The organism is Campylobacter sp. VBCF_06 NA8, from assembly GCF_027737825.1.
In the GTDB taxonomy this organism is placed as follows: domain Bacteria; phylum Campylobacterota; class Campylobacteria; order Campylobacterales; family Campylobacteraceae; genus Campylobacter_B.
Window position 1 is genome coordinate 179,423 of the sequence record NZ_JAOVUB010000003.1, and the last position, 14,841, is coordinate 194,263.

General features: G+C 41.7%; 17 protein-coding genes. 6 read left to right on the plus strand and 11 right to left on the minus strand.

Annotated features, from left to right (window positions below):
• Window positions 1-10 precede the first annotated feature (10 nt).
• The 11 genes from hypA to OFO10_RS05270 all read right to left on the minus strand — a co-directional run bounded on the left by hypA (window position 11) and on the right by OFO10_RS05270 (window position 7,662).
• A complete protein-coding gene (gene hypA, locus OFO10_RS05220; RefSeq protein ID WP_270866352.1) occupies window positions 11-352 on the minus strand; it encodes a hydrogenase maturation nickel metallochaperone HypA in 342 nt (113 codons plus the stop codon).
• Window positions 334-894 (minus strand): hypothetical protein, encoded by a 561-nt coding sequence (locus tag OFO10_RS05225; protein ID WP_270866353.1) that lies wholly within the window; start codon window positions 892-894, stop codon window positions 334-336. The genes hypA and OFO10_RS05225 overlap by 19 nt, the downstream gene beginning before the upstream one ends.
• A 1-nt stretch (window position 895) precedes the next feature.
• Window positions 896-1,555 carry a hypothetical protein gene (locus OFO10_RS05230; RefSeq protein ID WP_270866354.1) on the minus strand — a complete coding sequence of 220 codons (660 nt, stop codon included), beginning with the start codon at window positions 1,553-1,555 and terminating at the stop codon, window positions 896-898.
• Window positions 1,556-1,611: 56 nt separating this feature from the next.
• Entirely contained in the window at window positions 1,612-2,616 is a 1,005-nt protein-coding gene (gene hypE / locus OFO10_RS05235; RefSeq protein ID WP_442867993.1) for a hydrogenase expression/formation protein HypE, read from the minus strand.
• A 36-nt stretch (window positions 2,617-2,652) separates the two neighbouring features.
• The gene (gene hypD / locus OFO10_RS05240) at window positions 2,653-3,750 is read right to left on the minus strand and encodes a hydrogenase formation protein HypD (protein ID WP_270866355.1); all 1,098 of its coding nucleotides are present in this window, start codon (window positions 3,748-3,750) and stop codon (window positions 2,653-2,655) included.
• A gap of 2 nt (window positions 3,751-3,752) precedes the next feature.
• The gene (locus OFO10_RS05245) at window positions 3,753-4,061 is read right to left on the minus strand and encodes an MmcQ/YjbR family DNA-binding protein (protein WP_270866356.1); all 309 of its coding nucleotides are present in this window, start codon (window positions 4,059-4,061) and stop codon (window positions 3,753-3,755) included.
• A 70-nt stretch (window positions 4,062-4,131) separates the two neighbouring features.
• On the minus strand, window positions 4,132-4,647 hold the full coding sequence (locus OFO10_RS05250; protein WP_270866357.1) for a pyridoxamine 5'-phosphate oxidase family protein: 516 nt from the start codon (window positions 4,645-4,647) through the stop codon (window positions 4,132-4,134).
• Window positions 4,648-4,650: 3 nt separating this feature from the next.
• Window positions 4,651-4,932: a HypC/HybG/HupF family hydrogenase formation chaperone gene (locus OFO10_RS05255; protein ID WP_270864969.1), complete on the minus strand. Its 282-nt coding sequence runs from the start codon at window positions 4,930-4,932 to the stop codon at window positions 4,651-4,653.
• Window positions 4,932-5,753: a hydrogenase nickel incorporation protein HypB gene (gene hypB, locus OFO10_RS05260; RefSeq protein WP_270866358.1), complete on the minus strand. Its 822-nt coding sequence runs from the start codon at window positions 5,751-5,753 to the stop codon at window positions 4,932-4,934. Before hypB ends, OFO10_RS05255 begins: the two co-directional genes overlap by 1 nt.
• 10 nt (window positions 5,754-5,763) lie before the next feature.
• Window positions 5,764-6,189, minus strand: a complete 426-nt coding sequence (locus OFO10_RS05265) for a hypothetical protein (RefSeq protein WP_270866359.1) — start codon at window positions 6,187-6,189, stop codon at window positions 5,764-5,766.
• A 63-nt stretch (window positions 6,190-6,252) separates the two neighbouring features.
• Complete coding sequence (locus OFO10_RS05270) at window positions 6,253-7,662, minus strand: alanine/glycine:cation symporter family protein (protein WP_270866360.1); 1,410 nt, start codon at window positions 7,660-7,662, stop codon at window positions 6,253-6,255.
• 130 nt (window positions 7,663-7,792) lie between these two features.
• On the opposite strand from OFO10_RS05270, the gene OFO10_RS05275 reads away from it, so the two are divergent.
• The 6 genes from OFO10_RS05275 to recG all read left to right on the plus strand — a co-directional run bounded on the left by OFO10_RS05275 (window position 7,793) and on the right by recG (window position 14,425).
• Window positions 7,793-8,800 (plus strand): SLAC1 anion channel family protein, encoded by a 1,008-nt coding sequence (locus OFO10_RS05275; protein ID WP_270866361.1) that lies wholly within the window; start codon window positions 7,793-7,795, stop codon window positions 8,798-8,800.
• A gap of 131 nt (window positions 8,801-8,931) precedes the next feature.
• A complete protein-coding gene (locus OFO10_RS05280; RefSeq protein ID WP_270866362.1) occupies window positions 8,932-9,867 on the plus strand; it encodes an SPFH domain-containing protein in 936 nt (311 codons plus the stop codon).
• Window positions 9,864-10,262 (plus strand): NfeD family protein, encoded by a 399-nt coding sequence (locus OFO10_RS05285; protein WP_270858836.1) that lies wholly within the window; start codon window positions 9,864-9,866, stop codon window positions 10,260-10,262. Before OFO10_RS05280 ends, OFO10_RS05285 begins: the two co-directional genes overlap by 4 nt.
• A 19-nt stretch (window positions 10,263-10,281) precedes the next feature.
• Complete coding sequence (locus OFO10_RS05290) at window positions 10,282-11,331, plus strand: dehypoxanthine futalosine cyclase (RefSeq protein WP_270866363.1); 1,050 nt, start codon at window positions 10,282-10,284, stop codon at window positions 11,329-11,331.
• Window positions 11,328-12,590 (plus strand): M16 family metallopeptidase, encoded by a 1,263-nt coding sequence (locus tag OFO10_RS05295; RefSeq protein ID WP_270866364.1) that lies wholly within the window; start codon window positions 11,328-11,330, stop codon window positions 12,588-12,590. The genes OFO10_RS05290 and OFO10_RS05295 overlap by 4 nt, the downstream gene beginning before the upstream one ends.
• Complete coding sequence (gene recG / locus OFO10_RS05300) at window positions 12,587-14,425, plus strand: ATP-dependent DNA helicase RecG (RefSeq protein WP_270866365.1); 1,839 nt, start codon at window positions 12,587-12,589, stop codon at window positions 14,423-14,425. Before OFO10_RS05295 ends, recG begins: the two co-directional genes overlap by 4 nt.
• The last annotated feature ends 416 nt before the right edge of the window (window positions 14,426-14,841 follow it).

A 14,841-nucleotide genomic window follows, 5' to 3' on the forward strand; every position in this document is an offset into this window, starting at 1 on the left:
CTCCTTAAATTTACTCAATCACAAGTTGCATTAGATACAAATCTTCGCCGTCGGTTACCTTTAAATCTCTGCTTTCGCATTTTGGGCAGATGAAGTTGTTTTGCTCCAAAACGCCGTTATAACCGCATTTTTCGCACTCTATAACGACATCTTGGATATGGATTTTTAGCTCGGCATTTTCGCAGACCGTGCCCTGCCTAAACACATCGTAGCAACTCTGCAAATAATGCGCCTCCACGCCACTAAGCCTGCCTACTTTGACTACGATTTCTTTGATTTCTCCGCCGCCGTTTTCGTTTAAATTTTTCTCGCAAAGCTCAACTAAGCTTTGCACTATCGACATTTCGTGCATATTTTTCCTTTTTTTAAATTTTTAAAACCATAAAATACACAACTAATCGCATTTACAAGACAAAATACGCCAAAATAAAATGACGATTGTAAAAATCCAATAAATGTGTGTTGAAAGACCGAATTTATTAATATTTCTTTGTTTTTATAAAACACAGAAATCATTTTGCCAGTATATGTCGCTTCTGACATACCTTTACCAAGCATAAAAATACCAATAAGCAACAAAATACTTTTTGAAAAAAATCGAAAATTTTCAAAAACTTTATTAGCATAATCGGTTCGCATAAATATGCCAAACATACAAAATATTGTGATTACCCACGATACACTAGTAAAAAATGCTGTGAAATTCGGCATTGTGCTAAGACTTTGATAATATTCTATATTTGGAAAAAATTGTTTCATAAAATCTACAAATTTAAGCCCACTTTCGCCACTTCCAGCATCTTTTGGCAAAATAAACGGACAAATTATATTTATCACAAATACAAACGGGATAGAGTATCCATATATTATTTCTTTTATTTTTTTATTTTTCATTTTATTTTCCTACAAGATAAAATTTGTTCGTTTTTCTAATATTTGAAATTTCTAAATTTAATTTTTCTTTTAAAAAATTTTCAATTTTAAAAAAGTCATTTTTTCTCAATAAATAGCAATTTATAACCACATTTTTATTTGATATTATTACTAAATTAGAATATAAACATAGTTTATTATTTTTATTTAGTGCAAATATGGTTTTAATCCAAAAAACTACAAATTCAGAAATTATCGCTAAAAATACTGCTACCAATATCGGAAAAATTTTGATAAACATTGGTAAATTTAAATTTTTTCCAATAACTGGGCGTATTGATTTTTCAACGCTTTTTATATCAGTAAGATTTATATAAATATCCTTTTTATCATCATAAATTTTATCATTGTAAAAGTATATTTTTTCTGGCTTTTTCAGTTTTTTTATGAGATAAATTATCGCTTTGAAATGTTCAAAAATTACAAAGAAAAATAAAAATAAAAATTTTGGATTTCTAAAATAACTAATAAAAATTTCATCGCTTGTGCTAGCTTGCCACGCTGGATTCAAAAACAAGAAAATGTAAATCAAAATGCAATCTACAAATAATAAAAGTCCAAAATTTCTAGTTATAACTTGAAAATTATTGTTAATAACAAAAAGTAGTTGTTTATTTTCCAAATTTATCCTTTTGTTTTTGCTGTTCGGTCAGTATCGTTGATACTGAATTTTAAATTTCAGCAAATCCTAGGCAAAAGCTCACCCTTTGGAAGCTCCAAAAACCGCCCTGAGCCATACACATTTTGGATTATCACCCTATTTTGCGATTTTGCCGTGCCTGTTACTTCGCCGATGATTTGCGCATTTTTATCAAATTTACGCAACACTTCCAAAGCTTTTTCTTCATCGCCGTTAGCAACGACTGCGACAAAAGTGCCTTCGTTTGCCAGTTCATAAGGTTCAAAACCAAGCAACTCGCACACGCCCACGACTTCATCGCTCAGCGCGATTTTTTCTTCGAAAACCAAAATTTCATTGCCCGAAATCTCGGCAAATTCGTTCAAAACTGCGCTCAAACCCCCACGCGTGGCATCTCTCATAGCGCGGACTTTCACGCCACTTGCTAGCAACTCCCCTACTACGCCGTTTAGCGGTTTGCAGTCGCTTTTAAGCTCACTTTCAAGCGAAAGCTCATCTCTGGCGGCCAAAATCACAGCCCCGTGTCTGCCCACATCGCCACTAAGCAAAATTTTATCGCCGATTTTGATATTTTTTGCTTTGATATTTGGTGCGAGAATTTGCCCTATTCCGCTTGTATTTATGAAAATCTTGTCGCATTTGCCGTGCGGGACGACCTTAGTATCGCCACAGACGATTTTTACGCCACACTGCTTTGCCGTGTCGGCAATGGAAGCTAAAATTCGCTCAAATTCGGCGAATTCCAGCCCTTCTTCGATGATGAAGCCCACACTGATAAAAAGCGGTTTAGCGCCGACCATACAAAGGTCGTTTATCGTGCCACAAACTGCGATTTTACCGATGTCGCCACCGCTAAAAAATATCGGCGTAACGACATACGAATCAGTCGTAAAAGCTAACTCGCCACCGAAATTTGGCAAAATCGCGCTGTCGTTGCACTCACGCAAAATTTCATTATCAAACGCCCTAAAAATCGTATCATTGATGAGCTTATTCATCTCTTCGCCACCACCACCGTGGCTAAGCAAAATCGTTTTTTTCAAATTTTATCCTTATTTTGTAAAATTTTACGCAAAATTTTATGAATTTCGTGCGTATTTGAAATACGCAGCACATGCGCCTTCACTACTTACCATGCACGAGCCTATTGGATTTTGCGGAGTGCAGACCTTGCCAAAAACCTTGCAATCATAAGGTTTCGCCTTGCCGCGCAGTATCTCGCCACAAATACAGGCTTTGCTCTCGCCCTTACTTTGGATATTTTGCAAAATTTCAGCGAATTTTACTCTCGCGTCAAATTCGGCGAATTCGGCTTTTAGCTTCATACCACTTTTTGGGATTTCCCCTAAACCACGCCACGAAAAATCACAAATTTCAAAATATTTATCTATTAAATTTAACGCAGTTTTGTTGCCGTCAGCCTTAACCACGCGGTCGTATTCGTTATAGACTTCGTGTGTGCCAGCTTCAAACTGAGTTACCAAATTTAGCACACCTGCCATGATGTCAAGCGGCTCAAATCCGCTTACGGCGATTGGTTTTTTGTATTTTGTAGCAATATTTTCGTAAATTTTGCTTCCTGTGATGACACTGACATGGCTAGGTCCCAAAAATGCGTCGATTTTGGCTTCCTTGTCTTGCAAAATGGCTTCCACAGGAGCCGGGACGGTTACATGATTTATGTGAAAAAATAGATTTTTTAGCCCCAAATTTATCGCTTTATCCACCAAAACCGCACTCATCGGCGTGGTCGTCTCAAAGCCAATCGCAAAGAAAATGACATTTTTATCCGGGTTTTCTAGGGCGATTTTTAGGGCATCGAGCGGACTATAAAGTGCGCGTATATCGGCTCCGTCCGCGCGCAGTTTTTGTAGGCTCGTGGTGCTTCCAGGCACGCGCAACATATCAGCCAAAGTGCAAAAAATCACGCCCTCACTCGACGCAAGAGCGATTGCTTCATCAATGCGAGCTCGTGGCATTACGCACACAGGACAGCCCGGACCATGCACGAAATTTATATTTTCGCCTACCAAATTTGGCAGACCAAATTTCATAATGCTGTGCGTATGACCACCGCAAATTTCCATGATATTTATAGGCTTTGTGCTTTTTTGCTTTATCGCTTCTGATAGCCCTAAAATCAGCTTTTTATCTCTAAAATCTTTTATCAAATCCATTTTTACTTCTTTGTAAGTTTATAACTTTCTTCGATTAAATCGTATGTCGTCGCCTCGTCGCAAACGCCAAACACTACGCTAATCCAATGCTTTTTGTTCATGTGATACGCCTCTATGATACTCTTGCCGTCGCGCAAAATTTCGCCCAAATTCGGCTCGATTTTCAAATTTAAAATATCAAGCGTTTTCTCGCCCACAAACGCGCCGGGTTCGACGCCCAGAGTTTTTACGCTCACGCCCTTCATCAGCACAGCAAACCATTTTTTGTTTTTTCGTGGCGAAAAACGCAAAAGCCCGGCGCACTTTTCCACAAATACTCAGGCTTTGCGCGATACCTACGCCAGATTTCTTGGATTAGTGCTTCTGCTTCCACCGCGCGCCTTATTTTAAAATTTTCGCTTTCGCTGTCATCTCGTAAATTTTAAATTCATAAATTTTAGTATGACTTAACGCACCCAAAGCCACTGTCTCGAAAGCGTCCATAAATTTCGCGCAGTATTTAGCGCTAAGAATTCGCAAAGCCTCTAATTTGGCGTTTTTGTCTGTGATTTCGTAGGCTTTTGTCTTTGCAACAACGCTTTTGTATTCGGTCGTAAAAACCCTATTTCCAAGCTCTTTTGAATTATCTTTTATCGCTTCAAATTCGGCGTCGCTCAAATTTGGCACAGCGTTGAAACTGACGCAAACCACGCTTACATAGCGTCCGCCAGTGAAAAGCTCGGCTTTGCTTCCTTTTGTCGCGCCGTGGATAAAAATGCTGTCATTTTCACGCACGATTGAAAGCGGAATCGAAAAAATCTCGCCATTATCTCTCATGCACGAAAACACGGCGTATTCGGCATTATCGATTATTTCGTAAGCCTCACTAACGCTTAAAGCTCTATCAATTCTGCGCAAAATTTAACCCTTTAAATTCGCTAGCCCCATATCGCCCTCATCTGCCGAAATTTCGCCACTATTCATCTCTTCTGCGATTTGTTCGTAAATTTTCAAGCTCTCTAAGGCGACGGCTGTGTCGATTTTTTCCATCGCAAAGCCCACATGAATTAGCACAAAATCCCCAACGCTCACAGGCTCGGAGATTAAATCCAAGCTCACGCCACGCCTCACACCAAGCGTTTCGACGGTCGCGAAATTATTTTCATCTATTGAAATTACTTTTGACGGGATTGAAAGGCACATTATCTAAATTCCTTTTTAAATTCCAAAAATTTTAGCCACTTATCCACACCCTCGCCACTCTTGCTATCTAGGGCGATTACAGCGGCTTTTGGGTTTAGTTTTCGCACCTCTTTGACCACTTCATCGACGCTAAAATCAAAATGCTCGATTAGCGAGTGTTTGGTTACCACGACCAAATCCGCTGCGCGAAACATTACAGGATATTTTGCGACCTTATCGCTTCCTTCGGTTACGCTTAGAAGCACGACATTTGCATGTGCGCCGACATCGTAGCTTGCAGGGCAGACGAGATTTCCGACATTTTCTATGAAAACCAAATCAAGCCCGTCCATGCCTAGATGATGGAGCCCCTCATGCACCATAAAAGCGTCTAGGTGGCATGCTTGACCTGTGGTGATTTGGTGTGCTTTTGCACCTGCTTTGATGATACGATCTGCGTCGCGGTTGGTCTCCAAATCGCCCTCAATGACGCCTATGTTAAATTTACCGCTTTTAATCGTAGCTTCTAGTAGCGTTGTTTTGCCACTTCCTGGGCTACTCATTAAATTTACACACAAAATTCCGTCTTCGTCGAAATGCTCTCTGATATGCGCTGCTTCGGCGTCATTTGCAGAGAGAATTTTTGTGATGACTTCAACGGTTTTTTTATCATTTAGCACAGGGTGTGCGTGGTCGCCGTGAATTTCGCCATGCTCGTGCTCATGCGCATGCCCATGAGAGTGAGCGTGAGCGTGATTATGCTCGTGAGTGTGCGTAACTCCGTCAGAGTGCGTGTGGCTGTGAGTGTGTCCTGCGATAGAACATCCGCAATCTTTACACATTTTTTATCCTTTAATTTGAGATTAAATATACAAGAAAAATTAAAACCAAAGCCCACACCACCGACCAAATAACAAATTTTTTCCAAAATTTATTGCTACTTTGCTCGTGGATTGCGACTTTGTTTTGTGAGTTTTCGTAAAAATCTTTTGCCCTCATATCCGCGCTACTTAAAACCGCGCGCCTGACATCGACGAATTCGCCATTATAGCGCATTGCCCCGTCTGGTTCGATTCTGTAAGAATCTATTTTTTTAACGCTCCATAAAACTTTATTGGTTGCGCTTTGCATTTTGATTAGGGCTGAAATTTGCCCCTCGCTATCAAGGGCGTAAAATTTTAAAATTTTATCGTATGTAGCCTTGTCGATTTGCCCCAAATCCGCTAAATAATCTAATTTTTCTTTAATACTTTTTTGGTGAAAAGTATGTAAAAACATAAAAATTCCTAATCGTAAAATAACTTACGATTTTACCTAAATTTAATTATTTAACGCTGAAATTTAGCCTTTAATATAATCGCTGGCGTTGTATGCCTTGCCCGCGTCAAAATCCCGCAGTAAGCGCACCACAATCCCACTTAAAAGCAAAATCGCAATCAGGTTTGGAATCACCATAAGGCCATTGAAAAGATCGGCTAGCTCCCAAACAAGGTCGATTTTAAGCAGTGAGCCCATAAAAACAAAGCCAATAACCAAAAGCTGTAAAAATTTCACCCCTTTTGGTCCAAGCAGATAGCGGATATTTATCTCAGCGAAATAATACCAGCCCATAATCGTAGTAAATGCGAAAAACAAAAGACAAATCGCCACGAAGCTATATCCAAGCTCCCTGCCCAAAAAATTCGACGAAAACGCCTCTTGCACGAGTGCAATCCCGCTAAATACAGCCTTGCCATCAGCCCCAAACTCCACCACGCCCGAGGTCAGTATCACAAAAACCGTGATATTTAGCACGATAAATGTATCTATAAAAACGCTCATAATGCCTAGCATGGCTTGATCGACTGGGTGAGCGACATTGGCAGCGGCGTGAGCGTGAGGGGTAGAGCCCATACCAGCTTCGTTGCTAAATAATCCCCTAGCCACGCCATATCTCATAGCCATAGCGATACTCGCTCCCGTCGCACCGCCCCACGTAGCACTTGGATCAAAGGCAGCCTTGAAAATCAGCGAAATAGCGCCAGGAAGCTCGGAGATATTAGCGCAGATTATGCTAAATCCCACCAAAATGTATAAAATCGCCATAAGCGGGACGACCTTTTCGGCTACGCGCGCGATTGCCCTGACACCGCCGATAAAGATTATCGCACAAACCACAGCCAAAATTTCGCCGATATAGACCTTATCGATATTAAAAGCCTTGCTAAATCCGTCTGAAATGGCGTTTGCTTGCACCATATTTCCCATACAACCAAGCGCTAAGATTATCGCTATGGCAAAAACCACAGCCAAAATTTTGCCAAATTTCCCGCCAATACCGCGCGAAATATAAAACGCAGGTCCGCCGATAATATGACCACTTTTATCCTTTGAGCGATAAATTTGAGCTAGACAGATTTCGGCGAAATTTGTCGCCATACCAAAAAACGCAGCCAACCACATCCAAAAAATCGCCCCAGGTCCGCCCATAATCAGCGCAGTCGAGGCTCCTACTAGATTGCCCGTGCCAACCTGCGCCGCAATCGCAGTCGAAATCGCCTGAAACGAGCTCATACCGTGTTTGCCCGCCTTTTTGCCATGGAGCGAAAAATCGCCCAAAAGTCTATTTCCGGCAAGTTTGAATTTCAAAATTTGAACGAATTTTAATCTGATTGTAAAATAGACGCCAGTTCCGCAAAGAAGGGCTATGAGAAAGTATGGCCCCCAAATAAATGAGTTTATGTCGGTTACGATTTTGATAAAATTTTCCATTTTTGTCCGCCTTAATCTGCCTCGAATTTGTTAAAAATCGATTATTTTACTTTTTTCGCGCTTAATAAAACTTAAAATTTTATAAATTTCAGTTTTAATTTATAATTGTAAGAATTTATGGCGTCAAATTTTGCTAGAATTCGCGCCGTTTTTAAAAAATTTGAAATTCATCGAGGCTAAAATGAATCTAAAAAATGAAAATATCTCCAAACTCTCAAATTTCCCGATTATGTTTTTTGCCGTAACAATGGGGCTTGGCGGGCTTAGTATCGCTTATCGCGCCATTAGCGAGGCGTATGGTGCGCCACATTTTATATTTGAAATTTTGCGATTTTTCGCCCTTGGTGTGTTTGCGCTAATTTCGGCGTTTTACACGGCAAAAATCATCAAATTTCCACGCGCTGTGCAGGCAGAATTTACCCACCCAATCAAGCTAAGTTTTTTTGCCACATTTTCGATTAGCCTACTTTTACTAGCCATTGCATTTAACGATATTAGCGCGCTTCATAGCGCATTTTACGGCGTAGCGATGATATTTCATGCGTTTTTGACGCTTTATATCATTTCGTTTTGGATACAAAAAAATATGCTCATCACTCACTCCAATCCAGCGTGGTTTATCCCGATCGTAGGCAATCTCATCGTAGTCATCGCCGCAAGCGAAAAGGGCGAATATCTGTGGTATTTTTTTAGCATTGGGATTTTCTTTTGGATTGTGCTTTTTAGCATTGTTTTTTACCGCATTATTTTTCACGACCAGCTCGCCCAAAAATTCGTCCCAACGCTTTTTATAATGATTGCGCCCCCGTCTGTGGCGTTTCTGGGCTATATCAACATCGGCGGCGAGTTTGATATGCTCGCTAAAATTTTGATAAATTTGGTGCTATTTTTCACACTTTTGATATTTTTCATGGCAAAAAGCTTTTTTGGGCTTAAATTTTTCCTATCGTGGTGGGCTTTCACTTTCCCGACAGCGGCTGGGTGCATTGCCTTTATGAAGGCGTATTTTTTAAGCGCGGAAGTGTGGTTTGCGCGCCTTGGGCTTGGTATGTTCGCGCTTTTGTGCGTTTTGATAGCAGTCGTAGGATACCACACTATAAAGGGGCTAATCAACGGCGAAATCTGCGTGCAGGAGTGAAATTTAGCGCAAATTTCGACAAATATTGCAAAATTTACACTAGCAAAAACTACCAAAAATCTTAAATTTAGTATTAAACATTAACTTGCTATAATCGCCAAATTTAAATTTTAGAAATTTTAGGAGAAAAAATGGAAGGTTTCGCAGCTACCGTTGTGGTAATTTGTGCGCTAATCGCGCTGGTTTTGAAGCTTGGTGTCAAAATCGTATCGCAATCTGAGATTATGATTATCGAGCGACTTGGTAAATTTCACAAGGTTTTAGACGGCGGATTTCATGTAATTGTGCCGTTTTTTGACAGCGTGCGCGCTAAAATGAGTGTTCGCGAACAGCTAGTAGATATCACAAAACAGCAAGTCATCACCAAAGACAATGTCAATATCATGGTCGATGGAATCGTATTTTTAAAAATCGTAAATGGCAAAATGGCGCTTTATAATGTCGAGGATTATCGCAAAGCAATATCAAATTTGGCTATGACCACACTTCGTTCAGCAATCGGCGAAATGAGCCTAGATCAGACCCTATCAAGCCGAGATCAGTTAAACTCAAAACTTCAAATCGCTCTTGGGGACGCAGCAGATAATTGGGGCGTAAAAATCATGCGTGTCGAAATTTCAGAAATTTCAGTCCCAAAAGGCATAGAGGACGCGATGAATATGCAAATGAAAGCCGAGCGCGAAAAACGGGCAATCGAGCTAAAAGCCGAAGCCGAAAAAGCCGCTCTAATTCGCACAGCCGAAGCGCAAAAACAAGAAAAAGTGCTAGAAGCTGAGGCAATCGAGCGTATGGCAGACGCGAAAAAATACGAGCAAATCGCCCTAGCTGTGGGTCAAAAACACGCTATGGATAATATCAATATGGCTATGGCGGCGTCGAAATTCGCCGCTGAATACCTGCTTGCGCAAAGTCGCGTAAATGCCTTCAACGAGCTAGCAAAAAGCGCAAGCAAGGACAAGGTCATCATACCGTATGAAACCAGCGAAATCATCGGCTCACTCTCTGTGCTAAGCGAATTTTTAGGCAAGGCTGGGGATAAAAATTTAATCACGGAAAACAATCAATGAGCCCACTTATTTTTATCATAATTGGCGTTATTTTGGTGATTATCGAGCTCTTGGTGCTTGATTTCACCTTTGTGTTTTTTGGCGCAGGATTTTTGATCGTGGGGCTATTTAGCTTCGCGCTTCCGCTATCATGGGAGGTGCAAATCCTAGCCTCTTTCGTGCTATCTTTCGCGCTTTTGCTCGCCCTAAAAAAGCCACTAAAATCCAAATTTTTCAAGCCAACCGAAGAGATTAAAGACAATTTCTTAGACGAGAGTGGCGAGGGCTATGTCAAAGAGGGTATGGTCTATTTCAAGGGCACGCTATGGCAAAGCGATGAGGTAAAAAACATGGCAGAAGGCACGAAAGTGCGCGTGCGTGGCGTCAAAGACGGACAAATCATACTAGAAAAATAAATCAAAAAGAAGGTTAAATTTGAGTAGAATTACTAAATCACAGGCATTAAATTTGATAAAAAACGCCCCGCTTCACGAGCTTGGAGCTATGGCGTATGAAAAAAAATTAGAGCTTCACCCTGATAAAATCACGACTTTTGTAGTCGATCGCAACATTAACTACACAAATATCTGCTTTGTGGATTGCAAATTTTGCGCGTTTTGTCGCAAAATCAATGAAAAAGACGCTTATATTTTGAGCTTCGATGAAATCGACGCGAAAATCGATGAGCTAATCGCAATCGGCGGGACGCAAATCCTTTTCCAAGGTGGCGTTCATCCGAAACTAAAAATCGATTGGTATGAAAATTTAGTGGCTCACATAGCGCAAAAATACCCGCAAATCACGATTCACGGCTTTTCTGCAATCGAAATTGATTATATCGCTAAGATTTCAAATTTAACGCACAAAGAAGTTTTATCTAGGCTTCAAGCAAAGGGACTTTACTCAATCCCCGGAGCTGGAGCTGAGATTTTAAGCGATAGAGTTAGGGATATAATCTCGCCCAAAAAAATCGGCGCAGATGCTTGGCTGGGTGTCCATAAATCCGCCCACGAAATAGGCATGAAAACCACAGCCACAATGATGTTTGGCACGGTCGAAACTGACGAAGAAATCATCGAACACTGGGAAAAACTGCGAAATCTGCAAGATATTACGGGCGGTTTTAGAGCTTTTATCTCGTGGAGTTTTCAATCAGCAAACACAAAACTCATCGCCGAACACCCCCAAATCAAAAAAACAAGCTCAAATCGCTATTTAAGGCTTTTAGCCGTAGCAAGGCTGTTTCTGGATAATTTTAAAAATATCCAAAGCTCGTGGGTTACGCAAGGCAGCTACATAGGGCAACTCGCATTAAAATTTGGCGCAAATGATTTGGGATCAACCATGATGGAAGAAAATGTCGTAAAAGCTGCAGGAGCAAGCTTTCGCATGAGCGCAAACGAAATGATAAGCTTAATCAAAGACATCGGCGAAATCCCAGCCAAACGCAACACAAACTATGATATTTTGGAGATTTATAAATGATAAAAAGCGAAATTTTAGCAAAAAATACCAAAGTAGATTTTCTCACACAAATCGAAAATTCCCTGCCAGTGGCGAGTTTCAAGCTCGTTTTCAAAGCCAGTGGCGCAGTGAGCGAAAAGATAAATGGCCTAGCCAAACTCACCGCAAAAATGCTAAATGAGGGCACAAAGAGCCTAGGGGTAAATAAATTTTACGAAAAGCTCGATATCTATGCGATAAATTTCGATATCGACGCAGGGTTTGAGACCTTCGTAATCGAGGTAAATTCGCTTAAAGAACACTTCGAATTTGCCCTAGAAATGCTGGATAACTTGCTAAAAGAGCCAAATTTCACAGATGAAATTTTAGATAAAATCAAAACTCAAATTTTAGGCGAAATCGATATTTTAAAGAGCGAATTTGACTATATCGCAAACCAAGGCTTGCAAAACTGCCTTTATTCGGGCACCAAACTAGCCTCCCCACTAATCGGCGACGAGGATAGTATCGCGCAAATCAGCCTTGAAAATGTCAAGGAATTTTTCGCCTCGCTTGATCTTGCAAACGCCTATGTCCTCGTAGTAGGCGACGCGCAGGGCGCAAGCGATGAGGCTAGCCTTGTGTGCAAAAACATAACCAAAATTTTAGAGAATTTCGCCGCCACAAGCGCGCGCGAACTACCCGTTTTTGCGACAAATTCTACCCCCAAATCCCAAATCATCGCCCAAAAAAGCGAGCAAGCCTATATCTATTTTGGCGCACCATTTTACGCCGAAATCGCAGAAAAATATATCGCAAATGTGGCGCTTTTTATCCTCGGTTCAAGCGGATTTGGCTCACGCCTCATGGAAAACATCCGCGTCAAACACGGACTTGCATACTCTGTGTACGCCAGAGCGAATTTCGACCTGTCTAAGCGCGATTTTTGGGGATTTTTGCAGACCAAAAACGAAAATTTAGCCAAAGCCTACGAGCTAATCAAATCCGAAATCGCAAATTTCGTCCAAAACGGCGTCAGCGAGAGCGAGCTAGAAAGTGCGAAAAAATTTATCCTAGGAAGCGCAGTTTTGCAAAAAGAGACTATGTTTAAGCGCGCAAATATCAGTGCCAACGAATACTATCAAGGCTTCGAATTTGGCGAGTTTGAGCGAAATTTAGAGCGCACAAAAAACCTAGATTTGCGAACGCTAAATGAATTTATCGCCTCGCATGCTGAAATTTTAAATTTAAGCTTTTGCGTGGTTTGCTCAGAAGTCGCAAAGTCAAATTTTAAATTATGAAATTTAGCCCCAAAGACAGCGCAACGCTCGCTAAAATCGGCGTTTTTTCACTGCTTGATTTAGCCTTGGCACTTCCAAAAAGCTATGATGATTTAAGCGTCAAAGACGAGCCAAACACCGGCGAAAACACAGTTTTGATCGAGTGCAAAACAGCAAGCCGTCGCGCCAATGGCATGCTCATCATCAGCGCATTTTGCCTAAGCTGGGAGTGCGAGATCAAAATCGTCATCTTCAACGCCAAAAGCTGGCACCACAGCGTCTTTAAAATCGGCAAGCAGATGTTTATCCATGGCAAAAGCGACAACGCTTACGGCGCGTGGCAGTTCGTAAATCCCAAAATCGTCACCAAAGTAGGCGAAATTATCCCCAAATACAAAAACGCCCTCACGGACGCCGCGACGCAAAAGCTCATTTCAAGCTATATTTCCAAGCAGGCCTTGCTTGATGAGGGGCTTGGTGAAAATGAGGCTGAATTTTTAATGCAAATTCACCAAAACGACCAAAACAGCGTGTGTTTGGTGCAAAATTTAGAAGAAAACGAAAACGGGCTTGAAATTTTAAAATTCGTTGAAATTTATAATTATTTAAGAAAATTAAAAGCCAAAAAAATGGATTTTAAGGCGCAAATTTACCCTCTAAACGACATTTCCTCGTGGCTTAGCACCCTGCCTTTCGCTCCCACAAACGACCAAATAAAGGCACTTGATGATATCAGAGCCGACCTATCTAGCCCGTTTGCAAGGCGCAGAGTGGTAATGGGCGATGTAGGTTCGGGCAAGACGCTAATAATCCTTGGCGCAGCCTTGCTGAACTACCCTCGCACCAGCTATTTAATGGTGCCAACCTCGATTTTAGCCGATCAAATTTACGCAGAAGCGGTGCGACTTTTGCCAGAGTTTATGAATATTTTGGAGGTCAAAGGTGGCGAGAAATCGCTCAATTTAGATGGCGCGCACCTAGTCATCGGCACGCACGCCCTGCTCTATCATGATTTGACGCCCTCAAATCTCATCATGGTCGATGAACAGCACCGCTTCGGCTCAAATCAGCGCGAAAAAATCAACGCCCTCACCCAGTATGGCGAGTATCGCGCGCACTTCGTGCAATTTAGCGCCACACCGATCCCGCGCACACTCTCGCTAATCCAATCCGAGCTTGTAAATTTTAGCTTTTTAAAGCAAATGCCCTACGAAAAACATATCCACACGCTAATCTTACAAAACGCCGGATTTGAGGGCTTTATGAGCCATTTAAAGCGCGAAATCGACAAAGGAAATCAAGCAATCATCGTCTATCCGCTCGTCGAACAATCCGAAAAGCTGATTTACCAAAGCGTCGAGGAAGCCGCGCCGTTTTGGCAGGCGAAATTCTCTGGCGTATATGTTACGCACGGGCGCGACAAGGAAAAAGAGGAAATTTTGCTGAAATTCCGCGACAATGGCTCACTGCTAATCACCACAACCGTCGTGGAAGTGGGCATTTCGCTACCAAGACTCAGCATAATCTTAATCGTCGGAGCCGAGCGCATGGGGCTAGCCTCGCTTCACCAATTGCGCGGTCGCGTGGGGCGAAACGGCGGCGAAGGCTGGTGCTATCTCTACACAAAATTAAAGCAAGCACCAGAAAGGCTAAAAGAATTCGCGCAAACGCTAGATGGATTTAAGGTCGCAGGAATTGATCTGAAAAACCGCCAAGGCGGGGATTTGCTCGATGGCTCGGTTCAGCACGGAGCGACATTTTTGTGGTATGATTATGAAGAGGATATAACCGAACGAGCCAAAAGCAGAGCGCAAAATTTCGCCGATACGCAAACAAGTAGCGAGATTAAATTTTAAAATCGCCATAAATTTTACTAAATTGCCGCGGCTACTGCGTCGCCTCGCAATGACAGGTTATGCAAAATTTGCCCGCTATTGTCATTGCAAGCTAGTGGAGCAAATTCGCCCTGATTTGTCATTGCGAGCGTAGCGAAGCAATCCAGAGAAATTCCCTAGCCTCTGATTTGTCATTGCGAGCTTTCCGCTACCGAAAGTTTTTAAATACTGCCCCGATTTGTCATTGCGAGCTTTCGTAGAAAGCGAAGCAATCTACGAGTTTAAAATTCTTTGCGGTGAATTTGCAAAAATACTGACCTTAAATTTTTCACTCGTAGATTGCCACGAAACGGCTTACGCCGTTTCTCGCAATGACAAATTATGCAAAATTCGCCCGCTATTGTCATTGCGAGCGTAGCGAAGCAATCCAGGGAAAT

Bases quoted from the DNA above. Each gene is read 5' to 3' on its own strand.
- hypA (WP_270866352.1), bottom strand. From the start codon at position 352: ATGCACGAAATGTCGATAGTGCAAAGCTTAGTTGAGCTTTGCGAGAAA.
- OFO10_RS05225 (WP_270866353.1), bottom strand. From the start codon at position 894: ATGAAAAATAAAAAAATAAAAGAAATAATATATGGATACTCTATCCCG.
- hypD (WP_270866355.1), bottom strand. From the start codon at position 3,750: ATGGATTTGATAAAAGATTTTAGAGATAAAAAGCTGATTTTAGGGCTA.
- OFO10_RS05255 (WP_270864969.1), bottom strand. From the start codon at position 4,932: ATGTGCCTTTCAATCCCGTCAAAAGTAATTTCAATAGATGAAAATAAT.
- hypB (WP_270866358.1), bottom strand. From the start codon at position 5,753: ATGTGTAAAGATTGCGGATGTTCTATCGCAGGACACACTCACAGCCAC.
- OFO10_RS05265 (WP_270866359.1), bottom strand. From the start codon at position 6,189: ATGTTTTTACATACTTTTCACCAAAAAAGTATTAAAGAAAAATTAGAT.
- OFO10_RS05270 (WP_270866360.1), bottom strand. From the start codon at position 7,662: ATGGAAAATTTTATCAAAATCGTAACCGACATAAACTCATTTATTTGG.
- OFO10_RS05280 (WP_270866362.1), top strand. From the start codon at position 8,932: ATGGAAGGTTTCGCAGCTACCGTTGTGGTAATTTGTGCGCTAATCGCG.
- OFO10_RS05285 (WP_270858836.1), top strand. From the start codon at position 9,864: ATGAGCCCACTTATTTTTATCATAATTGGCGTTATTTTGGTGATTATC.
- OFO10_RS05295 (WP_270866364.1), top strand. From the start codon at position 11,328: ATGATAAAAAGCGAAATTTTAGCAAAAAATACCAAAGTAGATTTTCTC.
- recG (WP_270866365.1), top strand. From the start codon at position 12,587: ATGAAATTTAGCCCCAAAGACAGCGCAACGCTCGCTAAAATCGGCGTT.